General features: G+C 63.5%; 22 protein-coding genes. 14 read left to right on the top strand and 8 right to left on the bottom strand.

The genetic code is table 11. The features are described 5' to 3' along the window. Positions 1-6 precede the first annotated feature (6 nt). The 10 genes from FCT00_RS18885 to FCT00_RS18835 all read left to right on the top strand — a co-directional run bounded on the left by FCT00_RS18885 (position 7) and on the right by FCT00_RS18835 (position 8,623). Entirely contained in the window at positions 7-1,140 is a 1,134-nt protein-coding gene (locus FCT00_RS18885; protein WP_407943664.1) for a lytic transglycosylase domain-containing protein, read from the top strand. Between the two features lie 11 nt (positions 1,141-1,151). Further along, positions 1,152-1,967 carry a type IV secretion system protein gene (locus FCT00_RS18880; protein WP_027264445.1) on the top strand — a complete coding sequence of 272 codons (816 nt, stop codon included), beginning with the start codon at positions 1,152-1,154 and terminating at the stop codon, positions 1,965-1,967. A 10-nt stretch (positions 1,968-1,977) separates the two neighbouring features. Continuing rightward, the gene (locus FCT00_RS18875) at positions 1,978-2,634 is read left to right on the top strand and encodes a virB8 family protein (protein WP_138424251.1); all 657 of its coding nucleotides are present in this window, start codon (positions 1,978-1,980) and stop codon (positions 2,632-2,634) included. A gap of 123 nt (positions 2,635-2,757) precedes the next feature. Further along, entirely contained in the window at positions 2,758-3,426 is a 669-nt protein-coding gene (locus tag FCT00_RS18870; protein ID WP_036051669.1) for a TrbG/VirB9 family P-type conjugative transfer protein, read from the top strand. Then, positions 3,423-4,799, top strand: a complete 1,377-nt coding sequence (locus tag FCT00_RS18865; RefSeq protein ID WP_088626510.1) for a TrbI/VirB10 family protein — start codon at positions 3,423-3,425, stop codon at positions 4,797-4,799. Before FCT00_RS18870 ends, FCT00_RS18865 begins: the two co-directional genes overlap by 4 nt. A 1-nt stretch (position 4,800) precedes the next feature. Continuing rightward, positions 4,801-5,790 carry an ATPase, T2SS/T4P/T4SS family gene (locus tag FCT00_RS18860; RefSeq protein WP_088626509.1) on the top strand — a complete coding sequence of 330 codons (990 nt, stop codon included), beginning with the start codon at positions 4,801-4,803 and terminating at the stop codon, positions 5,788-5,790. Then, positions 5,787-5,978: a hypothetical protein gene (locus tag FCT00_RS18855; protein ID WP_138424250.1), complete on the top strand. Its 192-nt coding sequence runs from the start codon at positions 5,787-5,789 to the stop codon at positions 5,976-5,978. The genes FCT00_RS18860 and FCT00_RS18855 overlap by 4 nt, the downstream gene beginning before the upstream one ends. Next, the gene (locus tag FCT00_RS18850) at positions 5,975-6,379 is read left to right on the top strand and encodes a hypothetical protein (RefSeq protein ID WP_138424249.1); all 405 of its coding nucleotides are present in this window, start codon (positions 5,975-5,977) and stop codon (positions 6,377-6,379) included. Before FCT00_RS18855 ends, FCT00_RS18850 begins: the two co-directional genes overlap by 4 nt. Positions 6,380-6,385: 6 nt before the next feature. Then, the gene (locus FCT00_RS18845) at positions 6,386-7,465 is read left to right on the top strand and encodes a type IV secretion system protein (RefSeq protein ID WP_138424248.1); all 1,080 of its coding nucleotides are present in this window, start codon (positions 6,386-6,388) and stop codon (positions 7,463-7,465) included. Positions 7,466-8,059: 594 nt separating this feature from the next. Next, positions 8,060-8,623, top strand: coding sequence for a hypothetical protein (locus tag FCT00_RS18835; protein ID WP_017467933.1), 564 nt, complete (start codon positions 8,060-8,062; stop codon positions 8,621-8,623). Between the two features lie 70 nt (positions 8,624-8,693). Here FCT00_RS18835 and FCT00_RS18830 read toward each other — a convergent pair whose 3' ends face one another. The 8 genes from FCT00_RS18830 to FCT00_RS18795 all read right to left on the bottom strand — a co-directional run bounded on the left by FCT00_RS18830 (position 8,694) and on the right by FCT00_RS18795 (position 19,400). Further along, positions 8,694-10,709, bottom strand: a complete 2,016-nt coding sequence (locus FCT00_RS18830) for a type IV secretory system conjugative DNA transfer family protein (RefSeq protein WP_138424329.1) — start codon at positions 10,707-10,709, stop codon at positions 8,694-8,696. Positions 10,710-10,717: 8 nt separating this feature from the next. Further along, positions 10,718-13,045, bottom strand: a complete 2,328-nt coding sequence (locus FCT00_RS18825) for a relaxase/mobilization nuclease domain-containing protein (protein WP_138424246.1) — start codon at positions 13,043-13,045, stop codon at positions 10,718-10,720. Continuing rightward, a complete protein-coding gene (locus FCT00_RS18820) occupies positions 13,032-13,625 on the bottom strand; it encodes a transposase (RefSeq protein ID WP_138424245.1) in 594 nt (197 codons plus the stop codon). Before FCT00_RS18820 ends, FCT00_RS18825 begins: the two co-directional genes overlap by 14 nt. A 565-nt stretch (positions 13,626-14,190) precedes the next feature. Beyond that, on the bottom strand, positions 14,191-14,397 hold the full coding sequence (locus FCT00_RS18815) for a hypothetical protein (RefSeq protein ID WP_028093953.1): 207 nt from the start codon (positions 14,395-14,397) through the stop codon (positions 14,191-14,193). 854 nt (positions 14,398-15,251) lie between these two features. Continuing rightward, entirely contained in the window at positions 15,252-15,497 is a 246-nt protein-coding gene (locus tag FCT00_RS18810) for a hypothetical protein (protein WP_138424244.1), read from the bottom strand. Between the two features lie 599 nt (positions 15,498-16,096). Then, entirely contained in the window at positions 16,097-17,026 is a 930-nt protein-coding gene (locus FCT00_RS18805) for a DUF2493 domain-containing protein (protein WP_138424243.1), read from the bottom strand. A gap of 588 nt (positions 17,027-17,614) precedes the next feature. Next, on the bottom strand, positions 17,615-18,412 hold the full coding sequence (locus tag FCT00_RS18800) for a hypothetical protein (protein ID WP_138424242.1): 798 nt from the start codon (positions 18,410-18,412) through the stop codon (positions 17,615-17,617). A gap of 4 nt (positions 18,413-18,416) precedes the next feature. Further along, complete coding sequence (locus FCT00_RS18795) at positions 18,417-19,400, bottom strand: endonuclease/exonuclease/phosphatase family protein (protein WP_212748026.1); 984 nt, start codon at positions 19,398-19,400, stop codon at positions 18,417-18,419. 658 nt (positions 19,401-20,058) lie between these two features. Between FCT00_RS18795 and FCT00_RS18790 the strand changes: the two genes are divergently transcribed. Genes FCT00_RS18790 through FCT00_RS18775 form a run of 4 tightly spaced genes read left to right on the top strand, consistent with a single transcriptional unit; the run spans position 20,059 to position 23,472 of the window. Then, positions 20,059-21,096, top strand: a complete 1,038-nt coding sequence (locus FCT00_RS18790) for a hypothetical protein (protein WP_133119766.1) — start codon at positions 20,059-20,061, stop codon at positions 21,094-21,096. A 4-nt stretch (positions 21,097-21,100) separates the two neighbouring features. Then, on the top strand, positions 21,101-22,183 hold the full coding sequence (locus FCT00_RS18785) for a hypothetical protein (protein ID WP_138424240.1): 1,083 nt from the start codon (positions 21,101-21,103) through the stop codon (positions 22,181-22,183). Further along, entirely contained in the window at positions 22,176-23,162 is a 987-nt protein-coding gene (locus FCT00_RS18780) for a hypothetical protein (RefSeq protein ID WP_121066868.1), read from the top strand. The genes FCT00_RS18785 and FCT00_RS18780 overlap by 8 nt, the downstream gene beginning before the upstream one ends. Next, positions 23,155-23,472 (top strand): hypothetical protein, encoded by a 318-nt coding sequence (locus FCT00_RS18775; protein ID WP_028288521.1) that lies wholly within the window; start codon positions 23,155-23,157, stop codon positions 23,470-23,472. Before FCT00_RS18780 ends, FCT00_RS18775 begins: the two co-directional genes overlap by 8 nt. The last annotated feature ends 86 nt before the right edge of the window (positions 23,473-23,558 follow it).

Genomic DNA, 23,558 nt, shown 5'->3' with positions numbered 1-23,558 from the left:
GCACATATCCTCCTGGCGGCTCTCCTGCCGGCGGCCGCGCTCGCCCAGGGCGTTCCCACCAACGATTCCGGGCTGACGGCCCGCGATATCGTCGAGACGGGCGACCGGGACGCCGACCTCGCCGTCCAGCGTGAGAAACTCATCGTCGAAGAGTTGCTGACCGAGATCGAACGGGAACAGCTCGCCACGCTGCGCGCCATCCTCGACGCGCAGACGAGCTTCGGTGGCCAGGGGCTGCCGGGCATGGTCGCAGACCTCGAGGGTGGCGGCAGCGATCCGGACCGGTCCGCGGAGGCGGTCTATGGCTCCGGCGATGTCGATCCCAATCCGGGCGGCGCGGGTATGTTCGGGGATGCGGCCGAAAACATCGAGCAGCTGATCATCCGGGTCGCCCAGGAGACCCACGGGCAACCCGGGGTCGGGCGGGCCGGTCTTTCCGTCGTGCAATGGCGCGCCCTCCTGCAGGCGCTCATCTGGCAGGAAAGCCGGTTCTCCATCGGCGCACGCTCGCCTGTGGGCGCCTTCGGCCTCACCCAGATCATGCCGGGCACCGCGAGCGATCTCGGTATCAACCCGGAATACTATGAAAGCCCCTACCTGCAGGTGACAGGCGGCGCGCGCTACCTCGCGGCGCAGCTCGCCACCTTTGACGGCAACATCGTCAACGCGCTCGCGGCCTATAACGCCGGTCCGGGCCGGGTGTTCGAATATGGCGGCGTACCGCCCTTCAAGGAGACCCGGCACTACGTCAGGGTCATCCCCGAACGCTACAATCTCTACCTCGCGCGGATCGGTGGCATCGAGGCGCTCGGCACGATCGACCCTGCGCTTCTCGCCAATGCCCATCTCTCGCTCAGCGGATTCGGGGCCGCCTTTTACGGCAGCAATTCCCCCACCGCCATCCGGCAAGCCGCCTTGCGCGTCCAGGACATCGTCACCCGGATCGGCGGCACCGAGGACCTCCAGGAGAGCATGGCGCTCAATACCTATGCCCGCGCCGAACTAGTCCGGCTGATGGCCGCACGCATTCGCCTGAAAGCCGCACGGACCCGGCCGCTCAGTGCCGCGCAACTGGCCCAGGCCGCGGCCCGCATGGTCGAGAACGAATTCATGGAGTTCACATTGGAGGATCTGGATTGATGCCCCGCAGAATGTTCATTTCAGCACCACTTCGCACGTTGACCCTGGCCAGCGTCTTGGCGCTTTGCTCGCCTTTCGTGACCAATCCCCCCGTCCTGGCCCAGGGCGTGCCGGTCGTGGACACCCAGAACATCGCCCAAAACATCCAGCAGCTCCGGCAGATGATCGAGGACGAGATCCTGCAAAACGAGCAACTCGTGCAGCTCCGCGAACAGCTTGCCACGCTTACGGAGCAGCTCGCCGAGCTACAACGAACGTATGAGGCGCTGACCCGTCTGGCAGAGCTGCCCGAGATCATCCGGACACAGATGGAGGACGAATTGAACGGTCTCCTGGACCAGGAGTTCGGCGATATCATCGCCACCATTGAGGCGATCAAGACGGGGGATTTCTCCGGGCTCACCGGATCCGGTGCCAGCGAGATCGAAACCCAGATGGACCGGGTGCTGGCCGATCTCGGCTTCGACGAGGACACGCTCTCGGAAATGGCGCGCAGCGGCAATCCCGGGGCCGAGCGCGTGGCGACACAGGCCACGACCGGCGCGCTGGTCTCGGCCGCCGCCCAGAACAGCTACGAGGATGCCGGGCAATCGCTCGAACGTGTCGACCGGCTCGTCGGGCTTATCGATGACATGGATGAGCTCAAGGAGAGCGTCGATCTCAACACGCGGGTGACGGCAGAGCTCGCCATCGCGCTCGTCGCCATGTGGCAGCTCGAAGCGATCCAGACCGTAGGAGATGGCACCGGCGGCGTGATCGATGCCGCCACCATCGCCGAAGAACAACGCTTCATGGAGTTCACACTCCCGGAACTGAATGCGGATTGAGGACTGATTGTTGGACGAAGAAACCGCCATCATCGAGGAGGAACTGGTCTACGGCGCGCTGAGACGGGAACGGCTCTGGCAGCGCCTGGGACTTTTCGGCCTCGGCTTTGGCATCCTGGGCTGCCTCAGCGCGGCCGCCGTGTCCATCCTCGATGTCGATCCGCCCCCTGTAGTGGTACCTTACGATCCCGCCACCGGCTTCGCCCTCCCCGAAGCCACCGTCGGGGCCACCACCGTCACCGAGAACCGCGCCATTATCGAGGCGGAGGTCTTCCGCTACGTGACCGACCGCGAGGTTTACAACCAGCTCGACAATGACGTGCGTATCCGCAGCGTGTTGCGCCGTTCGGACCGTGCCGCAGGGGCCTCACTGCGCCAGATCTGGAATTCGGCCAATGCCGACTATCCCCCGACCGTCTATGGACCCAACGCCCGCCTCGACGTGGAGATTCTCAGCATCAACCTGATCGGCAACAACCGGGCCACGGTGCGACTTCGCAAGCGCCTGACCTCGATCCAGGGGGTTCAGGCGGGCCTCTTCACCGCGACGCTCCTCTTCGAGTTCCGCCCCGAGGAGAGCCGCTCCATCGACCAGGTTTGGACCAACCCGTTTGGCTTCTCCGTCGTCGAATATGCGATCCGCTCGGACAGATTGGAGAACCAGTAAGTGCGTTTCACCAAAAAGAATTCAGAGAACGCCTTGCCAACGTCCCACATACGTCAGAAGCGGCAGGGCAATAACAATGCGAAACACACCGCACACGCCCGGGCGTTCGTCGCGGCCTTTTTGATGGTCTCGCTGTTTACGCCCCACGCGTCAGCCGAGGCGATCCCGCGCGGGGGACCCAACGACCACCGCGTGCGGGTCGCGTCCTACCAGGAAGGCCAGGTCTACAGGCTGAACGTTTCCCTGACCCATGTCACGACCATCGAGTTCGGGACAGGCGAGAGCATCCGCTCAATCATCGCCGGCGACACGGAAGGATTTGAGATCGACGGCGTCCCAGGTGGTCGCGCCTTTGCGATCAAACCTGTCGCCCGCGGCGTCCATACCAACGTGACCGTCTACACCAACAGACGGAGTTACTATTTCAACGTGAACGAGGTCTCGAGCCCAACCTTCTATGTCGTGCAATTCCGCTACCCGCAAGACAATCGCCGCTCGGCCGACGCCATCGCACGCGCCGCGCCAAACACCAATTACGGGGCCAGCGCACGGACGGAGTTCACGCCGACCCGGGTCTGGGACGACGGCACCTTCACCTATTTCGCCTTCCCACGGAACGCACCCGTCCCGGCGATCTTCCGTTACACGAACGGGCGCGAGCGCACGGTGAACACAGGCGCGGTCGAAGACGGTGTGATCCGTGTCTCGGGCGTGGGGCGCCAATGGGTGCTGCGTCTGGGCGAGGACGTGGTGTGTATCGAGGCGACGCCGCCCGCGGAGGCCGCCTCATGAGTGACAACAACCCGGATCTCGAACAGCGTCTTGCTGCGCTCGAACGGGGCAACCCGCGCCACGGACCCGCCCCGAAACACCGCTCACCGCTCCTCGCCCTCCTCCTCGCAGGGCTCATCCTGGCGGGCGGCTTGGTCCTCTTGCTGTTTTCGGGCCCGGGGGAAGAGGTCGCCCTGCCGACGGCCACCCCGGACGAGTTCCAAACCGAGGGTGACGGGTTCGGAGAGATCGAACCCTTCGTGCCGCCGCCCGCCCCGGAACCCGAGATCGTTCTCGTCGAACCAGAACCCAACGCCGAACTTTTGGCGCAGATCGCCGCACTCCAGGCCCAGATCGAGGAACTGCGCGACGCGCCGGACGCCGGGGCGGACAGCGCGGCAGCGGAGGCGATCGATGCCCTGACCGCACGGATCGCAGCCCTACAGGACGCCTCCGAGAATGCTCAGGAACAATTCCAGACCGAACTCGCCGCACGAGATCGGGAGCTGCAACAGCTGCGTATGGACCTGGACCTCGCGCGGCTGGAGGCCAACAAGCCGGCACCCGCCCCGCTCGGACCCACCGACGAAGAGTTGCGCGCCCGCGAAGATGAGCGGATGCGACGTGAGGAAGAGGCGCGGCGGCTGGCCGAGCTGCAACGCCGGGCCGAGGAGGAGCGTGCCTTCCAGGAACGGCGGATTTCCTCCCCCGTTATCGCCTTCGGCGGAACGGGCGGCGCCAATGCGGGCGAGACAGAACTCACCGAACGCACCTTCGGCGAGGTGACAGACTTCGTGCTGAACGGCGCGTTGCCGAGCGCCATCACACAAGCCGAAGTCATCGCAAATCCCTCGAACACGGTCATTCAGGGCACGATGATCCAGGCCGTGATGGAGACCGCACTCGACAGCTCGCTCCCCGGACAGACCCGTGCCATCATCTCCGAAGACGTCTTCAGCTATGACGGCTCACGGCTCCTGATCCCGCGCGGCTCGCGCCTTATTGGACGCTACCGCTCCGGCATCGAGATAGCCCAGAAGCGCGTCACCATCGCCTGGGACCGGATTGTCCTGCCAAACAACCAGACCGTCCAGATAAGCTCCTTCGGGGGAGACGAGTTGGGCCGTTCGGGTGTCACTGGCTTCGTCGATACCCGCTTTGACGAGCGGTTCGGCTCAGCCGCGCTGATTTCGATCATTTCGGCCGCCCCGAGTGTGGCCGCCGCCCAGGTCGAGGATGAGACCACCGCGGACGTACTTGAAGATGTGGGCGATGACTTGGCCGATGCCACCGACAGCGTGATCGGTGAATATCTCTCCATTGGCCCGGTCATCTATGTCGATCAGGGTGCCCGCGTCACCGTCATGGTCGACCGGGATCTGGAGATTTTCTGAGATGACGCTCTCCTACCTCCAGACCTCGCTCGATAAGCTGAAGGACGCCGCCCGCGATGACGTCATCGAGATATGCATCAACCCGGATGGCTCTTGCTGGGGTGAGTTCCAGGGGGACCACTTCATGCGAGCACTGGATCAGCGACTGTCGGTTACGGAGGTGCGCGATCTTGGCAACCAGATCGCCTCCTCAGCCAACACGACAATGAGCAAAGACAAGCCCATCGTCTCGGTCTCGATCACCTATCGTGATCGCCCGATCCGTGCCCAGGTCGTGACCCCACCTGCTGTGCTCGCGGGCATGTCGATCTCGCTCCGCTTTTTCTCGAGCCTGCCGCTCGATAAGATCGAACTCCGCTTCCTTTATGGCGAGGAACGCAAGCTCGACGAACTGCGCCAGGAGAAAAACCGCGCGCTGCGCGAGGTCGTCACCTCCGGTGACATCTACGCCGCCATCCGCTTCTGCGTCGAGAACAAGCTCAACATGATCGTCTCCGGCGGCACCTCGACCGGTAAGACCGTCGCGGCTCGGAAAATCCTCTCCTATGTTCCCGACGAGGAACGGATCGTCACTATCGAGGAAGCCGCAGAGTTGCTCCCGGCCCAGCCGAACGCGGTGACCCTGATCGCCAACCGGGACGCTGAGTTCCAATCCGCCGATGTGCTTCTGACCGCAACGCTGCGCATGAGGCCCGACCGGATCATCCTCGGTGAGGTCCGCGGCAAGGAGGCGATGACCTTCCTAGAGGCGATCAACACCGGCCATGGCGGTTCGATGACAACCCTCCATGCCGAAACTCCGCAGCTCGCCGTCCAGCGTCTCGCCATCGCGGCGCTCAAGACCGAGATCCCGATGACCTACCAGGACATGGTCCAATACATCGAAAGCTCGATCGACGTGATCATCCAGGCGGGCCGCGAGGACGGCCAACGCGGCATCACCGAATTCTATCTCCCCGGGACCGAATTACAGGAAAGGTGCAAGGCATGAAGCGGTTTGAGTACGACATCCTCTTCTGCAAGGTGAAGAAGCAGAAGGACTATGAAGACATGCGGCGCGCCCTGAACGAACGGGGCGCCGAAGGCTGGGAGGTGATCTCCGCCGAGGCGGGCGATTATGGCTATGCCGCGTTCCTCAAGCGTGAGGTCGCGGACCGGCCGACGGAGACGGCGACATGACACGTGCTCTCGCTCTCGCCTGTTCTTTCCTTCTTATGTCGGGCACCATCGCGTCTGCCGAGCGCAACCTGGTCCCGACGCTCGACAATCAACCCAATGTCTGCCCCGATCAGCCGCCCGAGCCGGATTGGATGCGAGACACCGAGGCTCGCGACGCCTACAAGCGGCTCCTGGTCCAGCAAATCTACAGTTTTCAGAGCATGGAACGCATCGTCGACGCGCAGAGCTGCACCTGCGCCACCCGGTATCCGTCTTGGGAGGCCGCCGAAGCGGTCTATTTTGATCGCTATTCCGCGGCTGACTATTGGAGCGTGGTCGAGGCGACGTCAGACTATCGCCGACGGGCGAACGATCTCCGAAAGCAGGCCATGCCGATCTGCGAAGCGGCCGGCAACTGGTAGCGGGTCATGAGCGTCGTCGCGTATTTCGTGGAAACGGCCGAAGGCTATCTGGACTCGGCGGCGGAAACCCAGTTCGGGGCCGTGGCCGCCACGGTCGGAACGATGCTGGTCCTCGGAACGACGCTCGTGGTCATCCTCGTCTGTCTCAACATGATCTACCAATACCGGTCCATGGACGGCCGGACCGCCTTCTGGCTCGCCGTGAAGATCGGCCTGATTGGTATATTTTCGACCAACTGGGTCCAGTTCAACGCACTCGCATCCGCCATACTGAACGGGATAGACAGCATCGCCGGATCGCTGGTCGCGTCGGTCGGCGGCGGGACGCCAGGTCCGTCTGGGACTTTCGCCGAGGAATTCGATCAGCTCATCGCGGCGCTCGGGGATTACCTGAACGCAGCTGGCTCCGAGCTGAACTGGATGGCTGGCGCGCTTCTCGACACGCTCGGCGTTCTCCTGCTCTCGATCCTCGGAGGGCTGGCAGCCTTCATTGTCGTCGCCTCCAGGCTCATGATCACGCTTTTGATCGGGATAGCTCCAGTGATGATCTTCCTGACCCTCTTCGAGGTGACCAAGGATTATTTCGCGCGCTGGCTCTCGGCGCTGATCTCCTTCGCGATCTACCCCATCGTCATCGCCGGCGTTTTCGCGACGATCACCGGGGTTTCGCGCGCATTGCTCGCCGAACTTGGTGATCCGGAGGGGGCTTCGAACATTGGCGCCCTCCTGCCCTTCTTCATGATGGTCCTCATGGCCAAGGGGTTCATCATCGCCACGCCCTTCATCGTCCGGTCGGTCTCCGGAAACATCATGATGCCGGCGCTTTCGGCGGGCTTTGGCGGAAGCTTCGCCTTCGCCCGAGGCTTGGCAGGAAGTCAGCAAGTCTATAACCGATACGCCATCGGAGGCGCGACAGGCGCCGAATTTGCCGCGCTTCGGGCTAGGCAGTTTCTCGGCGTACAGGCGCTCCCGACCCGCCCTAATGCCGCGGGTGGTGCGCCGGCTGCACCTTCAGGCGACTCATCTGGCACCGGTGCACACATGCTTGCGCAACTGGCACGGCTAAGCAGGCTGGGTCGACGGTAGCGCAAACCGGACGAAGCAATTCTACCGGGAACAGGCTGTCCGCGGGCAAAATCTTTGCTGCCTGCTGGGATCATGACAAACAGCATGAATGGTTTTGCGTTGGTGGCATCGTGCTGCGTCTGGGGACGCCACACTGCTATAGGATCAGGCGCTAAGGCATCAGCGCCGGTGTTGCTGTCTGGGACGTCCGTCCTGTATCCCCTTCTCAGATCAAAGCGCGTGATTGCAAGCTTCCTATGAGAAATTGCCGGTAGCGGGCAGCAAATTGCAGCGATGTTTTAGTCGAAGCATTAACTTGTCACTTAACAATTTAAGAGGGTGGAGTATCTAAGGTGCCAAGGAAGAAGCACACATCAAAGGAAATCGAGGCCGTCATCCAGGAGCTCGAAGAGCTGGGATGGAACCTTATTGAGGGCAAGGGGCACGCGTGGGGGGTCCTCCGATGCCCGGCCAACGATAAGGATTGCCGCTGTGGCGAGTTTTGTCAGATGTCTGTCTGGTCGACCCCGAAGAATCCACAGCAGTTCGCGAAAAAGATCCGACAGTAGGCCCTGGCCTGCGTGAAGCTTCAGAAGAACGACGAAGGTAATGCCAATGGCTGAAGAATTCGAATTCGAACTGGTCTTTGCACTCCCCGACGGAGAGCACGATGCGTTTTCGCTCTCTGACGCGATCTTCGAGGCGGGTTTTGAAGATGCGCTCGTGGGCACCGGTCACGCCGGTCTTCTGGGTGTAGAACTGGAACTTGAAGGGGATGAGGCCGAGAGCGCGATCCTTGAAGCGGCGCGGGCTCTGATCAAGGCGCTGCCGCAAGGCACAGTCCTGCGCGAGGTCCGTCCCGACCTGGTGTCTCTCGCGGATGTCGCCGAGAAGCTCGAGATAAAGCGACAGGCGCTCCAGCAGCGCAAGATGCCCCTCCCCGTTGCGGGTGGCCTCTACCGCATCGATGAAATGATCGAGGTTCTGATGGAGGCCGCAAACCCGGCAAAGGGGCAGCGTCGTCCGCGCTTTAACCTGGCTTCCGCCGCGAAGTGGTTTCGTGCGGGCCCCGCGGCCCGCAGGGTGAACGCCCAGTTGACGATGCGTGAGATCGACCCTGCGACGATTGAGCGAGCCCCTCGACCAGAGCGCGACGACCCTGGCTTTCTTCACCCGTGACAATGGTCGGCTCAAGGCCGTGGCCACAAGACACCATCGCGACATTCTTTCGTGTCGCCCGCATGGCGGCTCAGCCAAGCCCGAATTTCTCGCCCGTCTCGCTGACGTTTGCTTCCGAACCGGACATCTCCGCCTCCAACCGCTCGAGATCACTCACGGCGTCCTGAACTCGGGCGACGTCGTTTTCGGACGCAGCCTCCACCTCCAGATCTGCCTGCCGCCCGAACTCCATCTCCATCTGCCGCTGATCATCCGCAAGAACAGCGGCGCGGCCGCGCCGAGGCGCTTGAGCCGGACCGGACTCAAGGGGTGCAATCCCTCCGCCTTCTGTTAGCCCCATCCTGGCCTCGAAATCACGTTCCGTGAGACCTGACCCCCGCGGCGCCGTGGGCATCGCCCTGACGCTCAGGGGCAATTCCCCCATCGGAGGGACCGGCCCCGTCGGGAAGGGTAGCTCCCCCTCCTGGGCGGCATGGATGCCCTTGAAGAATGGGTCCTCGAAATACACCACGCGCTTGGCCCGGACCGGCATCTGGGCGTCCACGACGACGACGATCTCGTCGAGCGGCAGGCGCCGCGCCTCATCCTCGGGCAGGAGCGACACCTCCTCCGTCCGCTCCGATTGGCTGCGGCCCTCGAACGGGTTCTTCCCGACCGCGCGGGACCGCGTGACGACGGTTTTCGTGGTCTTGCCGACCGCCTTGCTCAGCTCCTCGACGGTCTTCTCGTCGGAGGGCGTCAGGTAGAGCTTGATCCCGGCGTTGCCCTGCAAGGCGCGCCGCGTGTTCTCGCCGTAGATCTCGTCGATGGCCGGGATGGTCTGGGTCACCACCGCGAGATGCCCGCGATAGGCGCGCAGCACCTCGATGCTCTCGGCCACGATCGGCATCTTTCCGAGCCGGTTGAACTCGTCGAGCATGATCATAACCGGCCAGGGCTCGTCCGGACCCGGTTCCTTGTCCTGAAGCGCCGACAGCAGGTCCGAGAAGAAGAGCCGGATCAGAGGTGCGAGGGGTTTCACCATGAGGGGCTGGACCACGAGATAGACGCTGAAAGGCTTCTTGCGGATTGTCCGAAAGTCAAAGTCTGAGATCGCCGTCGCGTCATCGATCGCCGGGTTCTGCCACTGGTCCAAGCCGGACGTCATCAGGAGCGAGACATAGGAGGTCAGCGTGTCGTTGTTGGTCGAGGCCAGCCGCGTGAAGATCAGCCGCGCCGCGGCGTTTTGGACCTCATGGGCGCGCGCGAGATATTCCTTCTGCTTCTGCCCACCGGAGGCGGCGATGCGGTAGATCTCGCCGAGCGTCGGCCTGCGGCGTTGGAACGCGAGTAGCCCGGCCGCGACGAAGAGATCGATCCCGCCTTTGAGGAGCCCCTGCACGCGGTCGTTATCATTCTGCAGGAAGAGCGTGGCCAGGAGCTGCAGCTCCATCTGCTGGCGGGTCGGGTCCTTGAGCTCATAGATTCTGAGAAGCGGGTTGTAGCGATGCGTGCGCCTGTCCTCCCAATCCGTGGGCGCGAACCGGAACACTTCGTCGCCCTGCGCCGCCCGGTGGCGGGCCGAGGCCTCGAAGCACTCGCCCTTCACGTCTAGCACGACCGCCGAACCCTGCCAGGTCAGAAGGTTCGGAATGACGAAGCCGGTGGTCTTGCCGCGCCCGGTCGGCGCCACGATGAGCGCGTGCGGGAAGGTTCGGGAGCAGAGGAACGGTGCAAGCGATCCGGGCTTGCCCAGCTTGCCGATGACAAAGCCGGTGCCCGGCGCGCCGAAGAAGCCGTTCCGTTTCATCTCGCGGCGGGTCTGCCAATGGGTATAGCCGAAGCGGGTGAGCGCCGAGCCCGACATCGCCAGGCTCATCATGAGGCCCGCCACCCCGGCCCCGCCCATGATCAGGTTGATCAGGCGAAAATCATCGGGGCGGGCGGCCCCGATGGCGCGGTAGTTCTGGGCGATATAGAAGAAGTCGATCTCGGCCCGGAAACCCAGGTCCCGGAACGTCACCACGGCCGAGGCGATGACATAGCCGATCGCGATAGCGACCAGTGTGGCCAGCGCGACGCCGAGGGCGAGGCGGCCCTTCCCCACCCCTCCCATCAGTGCGTCTCCCCGCGCTCGGTCTCACCATCGACAAGATCGGCACGGTGGAGATCGAACTCGCGATCGGCGATCTCCTCCACCACGGCGCGGGTCGCCTCGCTATTGGCGGTGGCCGCGTCCGACTGCAGGTAGGTCTTTGCGGCGTATATCCTGTCGAGACGGTCTTCGATCTGGGTCTTCAGCACGTCGACATCCCCGTCCCGGAGCCGTTCGATCTGCGCCGCATCGAGCTCGCGCTCGACGGCGTCGCGGTAGGCCAGTCGCTGACCATCATCCTGGAACGGCGAATGCAGATTGCCGGCGCGTTCGTGATCTACAACCCGCCGCAGATCGGCATCGGCAATCGGTGCGGTTTCAGCGGCTTCAGTTTCGCGCTCGTCGCCAAACCGTTCCTCGCGCTGGTCGAACTGCGTCTCCCGCAACTCGTTTTCGCGGCGGACCTGGTCGATGGCCTCGCTGTCGCGCAGTTCAGTGACGGCTGCATAGGTCACGCCAAACCCACGGGCAAGATGCGACGGCATATCGGGATAGCGCGCGCGGAACGCGTCCGTGACGGCATCCGCAACCGGGGTCCGCGCGTCGCGACCTTCCATGATCCGGTCAACCTCGCGGGTGATCTCGCGGGCCCGGGCCTCGTCGGTGATGCGCTCCCGGTAGGGCTCGGACCGGTCGATCACGTCGCCCGGGCGCGCGAGCAGTTCGGGATGAGCATCGAGGTAGCTGCGTTGCTCTTCTTCGATACGCCGCTCCGCGCGGGAGACGATCTCCCACTCCCGCGCCTCGATCTGGTCTTCGGTCAGACCTTCCGAACGCATGTCCTGGCGGATCGCGCGCTCCATGTCCTCAGCGGCGTCCCGATGATAATGGACCCTCTCCGTCACGGTGCGATCTTCCACGACACCGTCCTCACGCAAGACCCCTGCCCGCTCCAGCGTGACGCCGAGCTGGACATGGGCCCGGTTGAGGGTCTCGCGCGCCGCCTCCAGATCCGCGCGGCGCTCGAGGTTAAGACCGTCCCTCTCGGCCACGCGCGCCAGATCGTCGGCGATCCACTGGCGTTCCAGCGCGGCATTCTGTGCGCCCGTCTCCATCCGCGCGACGACGACGGACGAACTGATGCCGGTTCCGCGCAGCGCGGTGTCGACCTGCGCCCGTACCTCGGGGTCGCGCAACCGGTCGAGCCGGGCCGCATCGATATTCGTCTCGGAATAGACCCCGCCGTCGGACGGCTTTTCGGTCAGTGTCACGGAGCGGAGCCCCAAGGGCTGCATGTGCGCGAGCCGCGACTGGATCTCGTTGAGGCTGCGCTCGAGCCTCGGCCGTTCGGCCTCCGGCTTCGCATCGATCATGCCCTGAACGCGCGCGACCTGATCGGCATAACGGGTCCGCAGATCCTCGAACGATTGCTCCTCTGCCATGTAGACGCCTCCTTCCGATGTGAGTTTGCCGCCCTTCGCCAGAAGCTCTCCCGAGCGGAACAGCGCATCGGCGATATCTTCGCGGTTGTCTGCGGAGGCCTCGGCGGCGAGCGAGTGATAGATGATCCGTGTATTGGCGATCTCTTCCAGAGCGCGATCCAAGTCTGCTCCGACCCGTGGCCGCGGCTCCGTGGCCCGCCCCTCAACCTTCGCCGCATAGACCTCGCGGGTGCGCGGCGGGTAGTGCACGACACCCCGATCGAGCCGCCGCGTGGCCTCGAGTCGCACCCCGAACCGCTCGGCTTCCTCGACCATCGCGAGGCGGAAGTCGTCGTAGTTGAACCGGTGGTCCCGCCCAAGGAAGAAGAACTCGCCCTCCTGCGATCGGCGGTTCAAGACTATATGCGCGTGGGGATGATCCCGGTCCTCATGGACCGCGATGATGTAGTCGAAATGCCCCTCTTCGGACTGAAAGAACCGCTCCGCCACATTGGCGGTGATGTCACGAACATCCTCGCCCCGGGTCCCGATCGGATAGGACATGAGCATGTGGGTCGTCTGCCCGAGCTTGGGCTTGAACCCCGCACTCCAGCGCTTGGCGAACCGCTCCGTCAGGTCCTTGATCTCCGATCCCTCAAGCCTCGTCTTCCCATCCAGGAACCCGCTGCTGTCCACGATATGCGAGGACTTGGTGGTGAGGTAATCAAGCTGGTTCATGAGCTGGGATTTGGTATGCGTGCCCCCGCCCCGGATCGCCTTGAAGACCGCCGCACGATGCCCCGCAGCGGCGCGCACGAGCTGCCTCTGCCGGGACGCCTGCAGCCCCTGCATAGAGCCCCGGATGCGACTCCAGCCATCCCGGAAGATCTCTCCGGTGACGTCATGGACGGCATCATTCAGCCGCATGGGCGAACTCCCTCAGAGCGGCAGTGGCGAAGAGCCGCATCCCATCCCGACGACGGCGCAAAAGCAGGTCGATCTCGTCAGCGGAATCAAGGATGAAACGGGCCAGACCGCGCATCTGCGCGAGGCGCAGTTCGGACAACTCGGCGTTCGGTGCGGAGCCTTCCCCCTGCCCCATTTGGTTGGCCTTCACCATCTGCTTGGCGATCTGCACGACGCCGTTGCCGACCTCATGCAGGGAGGCCCGGTAACGCGCCATCTCAGCCGCCAGCTGCGCGTCCGGAACGAAGGTTCCGCCCGCCGCCTGGATCAACCGCCGAACCCCCTCCGTGCGGGTCTCGATTCCCGCCGCGGCCAGGACCTCATCCAGCGCCCCAAGCTCTTCAGGGGTCAGCTTCACCGTCACGGCGGCCGTCGCCACGGCCGCATCCCGCTGGCGTTCATCATCGGCTTTCAACGTGTATTGGATGGCCCGCGGCGTAACCCCGAACCGCTCCGCGAGCACCGAAGTCCCCACTCCTTCTCCGGCCTCACGGACAATCTCCGCTCGCTCCGTCTGTGTCAGTCTCTTGGTCTGGCTCATACGAAGAAAGCCCCCCTATTTCCTGCCACCTTCATTCAAGGTCGCCCTCATCATACGAAACTATATGTTACGGTCAATGCAATATTAATGTAGATTGCCCCCAGGCGACTTTGAATTCCGCTTTGAGCCGAGCACCGCAGGAGCGAGGCCCGGCCCGAAGGGCCCAGCAACACCGACCATCTCCAACCGCACCTCGGCCGCCCGTTGTCATGCCCGCGCCCGAGGTTCTGACCGAACACGGACCCGTGTTCGGACGGAAGCGAGGGGCGGCGCAACTCTTCACCAACGGGGCTGACGGACAGGGTCAAGGGCGGCCAGATTTGGCCCGCCAAATCTCTGCCGGAAAAACCGGCGGGCTTCAGCCCGGCTGTTATTCCGGATGGCCCCCTTGAGGCTGGCCGGCAGACCTGTTCCAGGCGATCTCTGAAATCCCCCGTCAGGACCGCGGACGGTCCTGACACCTTATCGGGGACACCGGCCGAAGGCAGGGGTCCCCGGTCTTGGCGCAGCCTTCCCTGAGACAGGGAAAGGGCCGCCTCTAGGGCGGCCCATCCTCCTGGGAGGATTATTCCTGCGGCTCCTTGGAGCTCGGCGGGAACATCACCAGCTCCTGGACCGCGACGGGGAAGTCGAGCTTGAGGCTGAAGAACTCCGAGCCGTCCCCGTTGCGGGTGTTGCGGAACATCGCGCCGACGCGCTGGAACCGGGTGCGCTCCTGACCTTCGTTGTCGGTGAACTTGACGGGAACGGTGGCGACGTAGTGGTTGGTCATTTGGGTCTCTCCTTTTTGCGATGGGGATCACCCGGCACGGGGGACAAGGGAGGTCCGCAAACACAAATGCGGAGGGTCCGCGCGCCCCGCGCGTGGAAACCGTATTTGTGTTTGCCGGAGCGTGAGCGGAGGGCACGGACCGCCCGACCCCGTGCGATCCACATCTATGAGCAAAGAGGGGAGACCCAAATGTGCACCCCGCTCCTCAGCCGCCTTCGGTCCTGTCGAGTTATGTCAGACCTGACCAGGTCCGCGCCCCTCTCATCCAACGCGTCGGCGCGATGGTTCGCGTGCGCCCGATCGGAACGTCCGCGATCGTCTGCCTCAAGCTCAGCATCCCCATCGCCTGTGTGGCGATCCGGGGCGGTGATACAGCCGCGGGTCTGGCTGCAGGGTTGTCGGCCCGGTCGGGTCGCCATCATCGGGCGGCGCGGTTGTTGCGCTGCGCCCGCCCCGGCGATCTGCACCCGGACGGGCGGATCGCGGGGTTTCTGGCGCGCATGAGGGCAACCCCGCCGGCTGGCTCCGTCAGGAGACCGCCGCCGGGGTATGCCGCTCAGCGTGGCCTGAGACCTCGTGTTCCGGGTGGAGGTCGGCACGGCCGGAACCTGCGAGCGCGGTGACGGCGGTGCAACCGCCGGCAGGGGTCCGTCATGACCGGCGACCGATCACCACCGACCATCATGTTATTTGCGTCTGACTGAGGGACCACGGACAGTTAAATAGCGCAGCAGTCCCGCCCGGCCTTGGCCGGGCGGGACTGCTCTCGTGGACAGTATCGCAGTCGTCGAGTGCGTGGAAGGTTTCGAGAGAGGGATCACCGGGCGACGGGGCCGACCGATGAAAGGCTATCTTCAGGCGAAGAGAGACTCGCTGAGATGCCCGCAATGCGCACAGACCTCCCGCCAGTGGAAATTGACGCTCCCGCCATCGATGGTTTCCCAGTCGGTCCTCACCGCGTCTTTTCCGCAGGCGGTGCGGGGGACGACATGGCGGCCATTCTCGTGATGGTCCTTCCCTGTGGCCGTTCCGGGCAGCGTGGTGCCTGTGCGGTCGCAGTGTCGGCAAAGGTCGTCCTCGGTCTTGGTCTCGTTGGTCATGATGTCATCTCCGGATGTTCGGGGTTTGTCGGCGCACCACGTGAGTGTGGTGGCATGGCCGAATGTCCGGTTTCCGAATTTGTCTGGGTCAGGGACTGCGGAGCCGCCGGCTTGCCGGGCGCAACAGTTTTCAGGGCATATCGTTCACCGCGGGCACCACGTCACGCACTGGACCAACGCCCCCGCCCCCTCAGACCTCTCCGAAAAGTTTTGCGATACTTGACGCGGGCGGGTTTGGCGGCCATCCGGAGGATATGCTTCCACACTCATGTGTGTGTGTTTTGACGGTAGGTTTGTCCGACGCGAGCAGGCTCAGGGCGCGACCGGACGCCGGAGACGGATGGGGCGGCGGGATCGTTTTGCCCCGCAAAACAGACCGGAGCGCAATCCGGCGGAGCGGCCGGGGAGCGACGTGCTCGCGAGACGGGCAAACCGGGACGCCGGGCGCAACGCCGTGGTGAGGCCGCATGGCCGAATGCGCGATCGGCCTCAGGCCGATATCTCCACCGCGACCCCGCTACCGAGTGGGTGGGACAACCAGGCGTGGGTAAGGCCGATGAAAACGACGAAAGGGCCGCCCAAAGGCGACCCTCTCTCATTCACGCGTCTACCGTCTTCTTCGCCGGATCGGCGACCCGCATGACCGTGAGCCCCTTCGCCTCGGCCTTCTGCCCGAGGTTCAGCGCGACCCCGTTGCCGCCGAAGAGCACAACTCCCGTCGCAGCAAACTTATCGTCCAGCATCTCGTCATTGCACTTGAAAGGTGCCGCCCGCCCATGTGCGGACCAACGCGGATCGAAGCGCGCCTGCGCAACGCCGCGCGCCCGAGCCCACCGGGCGGCGATCATCTCGGCCCCGTGCTTGCCACCCTTGTGACAGAGGAAGATCTCCTGGTTGCGGTTCTGCCGGATGCGCTCGCGAACCTTGTCGAGTGTCGAGAAGATGACGTCGATATCGGTCCAGTCGGTCGCACCCGAGACGATCAGAGGGACACCCTCGACCTTCGACTTCGCGGCGGTTTCGCGATCATGCTGCTCCAACAGCTGCCGGGCCTCGAAGACCGCTCCGGTCTCCTGAGCGCGAGCACTGGCGCGCGATCCCGATGCCGGGATGAAGACATGGCCGGTCTCGACCTCGTAGCATTCCGCCGCCGCCTCGCTCATCACCTCGATGGCCCCGACGATCTCGCGGACCTGCAGGAAGCGGGCCTGCGCCTCTTCGAGCGCGGTCTCGGCGATCTCCGATCCGTCATGGGATTTTGCCAGGGCGCCGATCTTATCAGCGGTGCGGTCAAGCTCCTTGCCCAGAGCGATCTTGCGGCGCTGCAGGATCGTGGCGATCCCGTGCGCGAGCGGTTCGATCTCGGTCTCGAGACCGGTGCCGCGCAGCTGGCCAAGCAGGGCCTCGAAAGTCTCGCGGACGATGCTATCGGTCAGGACGTGATCCTCGGGGATCGGTAGCTCCGCGCCTTTTTCCGTCAGGCCGAAAAGTTCGATGGTCTCGTAGGCGTTCGCGTTCTCGTATGTCATGTTGGTGTCTCCAGATGTTCGGGGAACCACCACGTGAGTGTGGTGGCATGGCCGTACGTCTGGTTCACCGAATCTGTCCGGGTCAGGGACGGCGAAGCCGCCGGCGCGCCGGGCACAAAAGTTTTCCGGGCGCATCGCTCACCACAGGCGCGGCATCGAACACTGGACAGCCCATTTCACCCCCGCCGCCCTCGCCGAAAAGTTTTTCGATCCTTGACGCGGGCTGATTTGGGGGCCATCCGGAGGATATGCTTCCGCACTCATGTGTGTGTGTTGTTGACGGTAGGTTTGCCCGACGCGAGCAGGCAAGGGGCGCGACCGGACGCGGGAGACGGATGGAGCGGCGGGATCGTTTTGGCCTCGGGCCAAAACAGACCGGAGCGCAGTCCGGCGGAGCGGCCGGGGAGCGACGTGCTCGCGAGACGGGCAAACCGGGACGCCGGGTGCTGCGCCGCGGTGAGGCCGCATGGCCGAATGCGCGACGGACCGAAGGGCCGTTCTGCCCTGCGACACGCGCAGCCGAGCAGGGGAGGCCGTAAGGCTTAGGAAGACATGTGGCGGACATCAGGGATCAAGCCACTTGGTATGCTACTCAGCCTGCATGTCCTCGAGGTCCGCGTCGAGCAGATCGATCGTAGGATCGCCAAGGGTCACGAAGCCGCCGTCGATCGCGCCCCGTTCGATCGACAGGATCGCCTCGGCATAGGGAATCTCGGTGACGCTGACGCCGAGCGCCTCCAGTGGGCCGACGACGAGGCCGCGCGCCGATTCCGCGAACCTCGGAATCCGCAGCTTGAGGCCCTGCAACACGTCAACGCCCTCAAACTCCGGCTCAAAGACCGTGTCGGCTGCGAACACATTCCGGCCCTTGTCCGGATCGTAGAGCAGGATTAAGGGGGTGATGGATTGCTGAACCCTGGCCCAGTCGATCCGACGCAACAACACCCGGTAGGCATCGCTGCGTACCTGTCGATCCGGGTTCTGGATGAAGACTGTGTAGTACCTGTCCGGGAACACCACCGAGACGGAACTGTGCCTCGTGACCTCCAAATCGTTTGCGGCGGTGGCCGTGGCAGATACTGAATACGTCCCGGGGACCAGGAACCTGCACATGAGTTGCGCGGCCACGGCATCACATTGCGCGACATGCGAGCGGCCCACCGGTTGCCCCGCGACACGCCATGTCAGTGTCCTCACATCCGGATCCGCAGTCGCGTTGAATTCGGTGTCGAGCCCGACCTGTGCCGTGACGCTTTCGGGGGTGATCTCGAGGGAGGGCGGCTCCGCAGGCGCGGTCGCACGTCCCAGGACCCACCCGCCGATCCCCACGATCGCGGCCACCGTCACACCGACCAGAATCTGCCCGCTAAGACTCTCTGAGGACATCGGCCTACTCCGAGACGGTCATCACGATCGGACAATGATCGCTCGGATAGGCTTCCGCAAAGGTCAGGACCTTCCCGTCGGCGAAGGGCTGTAGGCTCCCGTCGCATCGGGTCAGCGCGGCGCCGGGATCGCGGAACACGTAGTCGCCCGTCAGCTCGATCTGATCCGCCGTCAGCGTAACACCTTCCGCGAGGTTCTCCACGACGAAGAAGTCGATCTCGGCGCTGCTGCGGGGCGTGAAGAGCCATAGGCGCAGACCCTCGGCCTCGAACTGCGGGTTGTTCGCCATGGCCTCTTCGCCCAATCGAGCGAAATCGAACGCGAACGAGGACCAGCACGCGCGCGTCTCGGCACCCGGCAGGATGTGTCCCTGCGGCACGTTCGGGAAGAATTCCGCCCGGATGTTGTCCGCCCCCTCGAGAAGTTGCCGGTTGAAATCCCCCGCGAGGATGATCGTCGCCTCGTCGTCCTGGGCGTCCATCCAGGCGCGCAGGCGTCGCACCTGCTCGCGCTGCGTCGCACAGTCGTCCTCCGTGCCAGGTTCGACGGAATTGTTCTTACAGGTCGCCTTCAGGTGGATCGACGGCACCAGGTAGCGTCGCCCGTCGACCGACAGATCGACGCCCACGCCGCCGCGTACCGGGCGCGCCGGCGCGCCGCATTCGTTCGGATGCGGCACGGCGAGCTCATAGATCTGGAAGAAACCGTGCGCGAACGTGTCCCTTATCGCGATCGCGTTGTATATGTCGTCGGCATCCGCCGCGCATTTCTGTGCGTTCTCATAGCAGCGGGTCTCGAACCGGAAGCTGTACCCGTCGGGGAGGACCGCTTCCAGCGCCGCGACGCTGCCAATCTCCTGGAACGCGATCACGTCCGCGTCGATGGACGAAATGATCTCCCGGATTCGGGTGTAGTCATCCCCGGTGCGGTCGAACCCGCGCAGTTCCGAGCCCGGCGCGCCCAGGTTCGCAATGTTCCAACTGGCCACCGTGAAAGGTTCCGCGAAACAGACGGTCGGCACGAGCAAACATGGAAGGACGAAATGAAAGCCCCGCATCTAAAACCCTCTTCTCGGAATTGAAATCATCGGAAAATCGTTGGTCTTGAGACCACGATACGACAGTATCGATGGTTTCGCGACCCGAGATCCTGTGAGGATTTCAATAGGGAAAAAGAAAGACGCCATCCCGGGAGGTGGGATGGCGTCTGATCTCTTCTGCCCGCGCCACGGGAGGAGGTGTGGCGCAAACCTGAGGCCGATCTCCAGGGAGGAGGAGAGGAGAGCAACCTCAAAAGTAGGCTAGCCTGAAATGCTGCGGTGCAACAACGCCAAATGCTGCAATGCAGCTATGCGCTTCATGCAAAGCTACATTCGGAGACCTTTCGTATACTATTGTCGAGCGGCAAATATGGGTGACCCGTCAATATTCGATATGTGCCCATAGGCGTTTGTCTAAGTACTTGCGAACGCGGAACCACTGGTTACGCGACGCCTGTTCATCCGGCATTTGCCCGGAAAGGCCGACGGAGATAGGCTTTTGCAAGTTCAAAGGAGAGAGTCTCAGGTGTTGCGAAGGGTTCAATACATAGACCGCCCCAGCTTCCCTGACGAGCTGTTCGCAGACGTTGACTCGGCACAGTTGCGGATGGCGTTGAGAAACCTCCAGTCCGCGGTGCGTGCCGTCACCGGTGCCATGCGAGACATGTACGCCTTCCCTGACGGCAGCGATCTCAAGGTTGGCGTCACTCCGGAGACCCACCTGAACGCAAGGGCCCGCCAGTCGCGCGTCGGCGGTCCGTTCTCGATCGAGTTCACGTCCGGCTACGTCCTTTGGGCGGCCGTCGTAAGCTCGGTACTCGCCCGCATGGTGGCCTCAGGGTTTCGCCTCGAAAGGACCGTGTCCCTGTCGTTCCGTGACTTCGCAGAGGACGTGGCGACGTCCGGGGTGCAAACCTGCGTCGACCTGACGATCAACGAGATCGGTCCGGACATCGAGGGCAGCTGGCTCTTCTTCTTCGAGTCGCTCTATCTGCCGGTCTTGTTTCACGAGCTGGCCCATGTAGTGCGAGGGCATCTCGGCCTGCTCCGACAGCGACACGGCGGGGCGGGCCTGTGCATGGTGGACGAGTTGATGAGCCAGGATGCGGGCAACACGCCTCCCGGCTTTCCGCTACGCGATGTCGAGATCGATGCCGACGTCTACTGCTCGGGTATGTCCGGCGAGTTCGCCTTCGCGCGATCCGCGACCCTGCCGCGCTGGCAGTATATGACGGGCAAAGAGAACCTTTATGCCGAATTCGTAGGATACGCACTCTTCGTGGTCGGCCAGGAACGCATGGCGCGCGACAGGATCGGAACCCGCGACACCTACCCGTCGCCAAATCTGCGGTTGCTCCTACACTCTGTCGCCCACAGGGCGCGTTGGAATGTGGAACATCCCGAAAGTGACTATTTCGCCGAGATATTTGAGCCCGCCATGGAATTATTGGCACCGCTCGAACCGGCCTTCCCCGAGCTCGATCTCCTCCGGGACACGATTACCAGGGAGGGGGAGGCCGACCTCAGGAAAGAGATCGCCGCCTATTTCGATCAGGACCCCGAAACGGAGGACGGGCTTTTTGCACCCTTCGCGTTCGACGCGCGATGGAGCGACCCCATCCCGAAATTCTTCGGGATATCGTGATCGAATGGAAGAGGTCTCGCGTGCGTTTTGGAAGGTCGATCCCATCGTCAGGTCTATGGGCGGATATCTCGACGTCATAGGGCTTACACCAGTCGAGACGACATTGGTGCACTGGACCGAACATGTCTTCGACATCAACATAGGCCTCCTGGACGCGCGCGATCCGGACCTCAACATCAAAGGGATCGACCTCGTCATCTCAGCCGGCGATGCTCCGAACGCGGCCGCGCGCCAATCGGGCGATCGCCGTGCAGTCATCATAAGCCTCGGCCTGCTGCGAAAACTTTGGCGGTTCCTTACGGCCGCAGCCCATCATCCGGACGTGCTTTCGCGCGCGCACCCCCTGAGGGATCCGGGCAAATCGTGGAAAGAGGCGCTCGACGGCCCGCTCATTGCCTTCGATGACTGGTCGATGGAGGCGGAGCGTGCGGAGTATTTCGTCGACATCCTGATGCAGATGTTCGACTACGTGATTACGCACGAACTCGCGCACCTCCTGCGGCGGCATATCGATCTCCTCTTTCCGGACGCGACACCCGGCTTCGTCGACGAAGCGGCAACATATCTGGACCAAGCCCCCGGCCGATCGCCAGAATTGCTGCCGGAAACGCTACAGGATATCGAGTTTGACGCGGATGCGAACGGGCTGAACCAAATGCTCCTGAGCATGGATGAGAAACATCCGTTTCTGAGGGGCTGGACCGCGGAGGATGGGCTCGAATACGGCTTCCAGCTGGCGTTCGCCCATATCCTTGTCATGCGGGCGCTCGACACGAGGGAGGGTCCGGTGGATCGACCGGGGACGGAATATCCCTCCCCGCTCTTTCGGGCGATGAACTTCACCAACCTGGTGTTCAGATCCCTTCACGACCTGGTGCCGTGTGACTTTGAAGAGTCGGTGCGCGTCCACGACACCGCCTGGTTCGAGGCGAGTGAGATCTCCAAAGACATCGGTTTCGGCGACGGCAGATGGTTCGGGGAAGGCCCCTCGGACGCGGATCACGAGAAGTTCCTCGTCAGAGAAGCACGATATTTCGAGGCCACACGCCGGATCGATCGCATCCTCGACGGTGCTGACAATGGGTGAGGAAGACCTCGAAACCCTGACCCTGATCCGCGTCGCCGGAGAGTTCGTCACCTACGTGCTCTTCCCCGGAATCGACGAGACAGCCTTCGCCGAACGGATAGACTGGAGGCACCGCGAAAGTGCGGGCCTTGACGCGATCATTTCGCCTTGGCGCAAGGATCGCTATCGCATCGCGATCGGAACCGCCGTACCCGATCTCATCCTGTCTCGCCTCCAAGCCGTCAACGTCGAAGGAGAGACCGCAGCTCGGGCCGAGCGGTTGGGCGGGATCGAGCCCGCAATGACGCTGGCATGGTTTGCCGGTGTCGCCTTTTTCGCCACCCACGAAGCCTGCCACGCCGCCGCAGGCCATGTCGCCTATCAGAAGGCGCTGAATCCGGAAACAAGCACGGGTGACTTGCCGCGACCTCTGGATCTGGCGACATTCCGGCTCCTGTCAGAGCTTGAAGCCGACGGGGCCGCCGCAGCCAGCCTCCTGTCGGCGGATTATGAGCTGATGCGCACGATCGAGGGGCTCTCATCCGACGGTGATGACAGAGCCGACAGCGCCATGATGTTCATCGTCATCGGCGTCTTCGCGACCCTGGAACTTCTCGCCTCGGAAGGGCCCGTCGAGGATGGGTATCCAACGCCCGAGACGCGCTACCTGAACGTGGTCGCGGCCGTGTTCCGCCACGTGGCACCGCACCTTCTCCTGCTGAAGTCGGGCGACTATGTTCGCCGCGAGGCGAGCGGCGAAGAGGTGCAAAACGTCGCGAACAGGTTTCGCCACTCGGTCCTTCCGGCGCTCGCCGCCCTGAACCACTTCGATGTGACCGCGCCCTTTGGGGAAGACATTGCGGCGCTTCTCGGCGGGGCGATCCCGAACAAAAGTGAAGCGGGGCGAGACCTTGCGCGCTATAGTCGCAACCGGGCCCGATTCATGCGGGCATTGAGTGGATTTCGAGAGACACGGATGTGGGACGATTTCAATGACTGACGTTGTGGTGGTGATGCGCCTTGCCGGCGATGACGCGGACGCGTCCAAACAGGATATCCTCGCGCTGTTGGAAGGCGTCGCCGGTGCGGACGTTACCGACAGCTCGGTCGACGCGGCCCTGGGCATGACCGCAAAAGAGCTTGTGCTGACCGTGACGATCAGTTTCGCGACGTCCGTCTCGGCGAATTTCGCAACCAAGGCGATCGAGGACGCGTTGCAAGGACCACTACCCGACCAGGTGACGGTCGAAGAGATCTTTTGTGAGACGCCCTCCGAGAACGATGGCACGGTGGAAGAGACCTCGGAGTGATGCTTTGCCAGCGGGGCTATCGCACCGGCGAGTTTCGCCATCACCTTGCGACGGGCAGGCCGTTGACCTCGAACTGACCGGCCACA

It is taken from the genome of Maritimibacter alexandrii, from assembly GCF_005871115.1.
GTDB classification, from domain to species: domain Bacteria; phylum Pseudomonadota; class Alphaproteobacteria; order Rhodobacterales; family Rhodobacteraceae; genus Maritimibacter; species Maritimibacter alkaliphilus.
The sequence above is the reverse complement of the archived record's forward strand: the minus strand, read 5'-3'. Positions and strand labels throughout refer to the sequence as shown.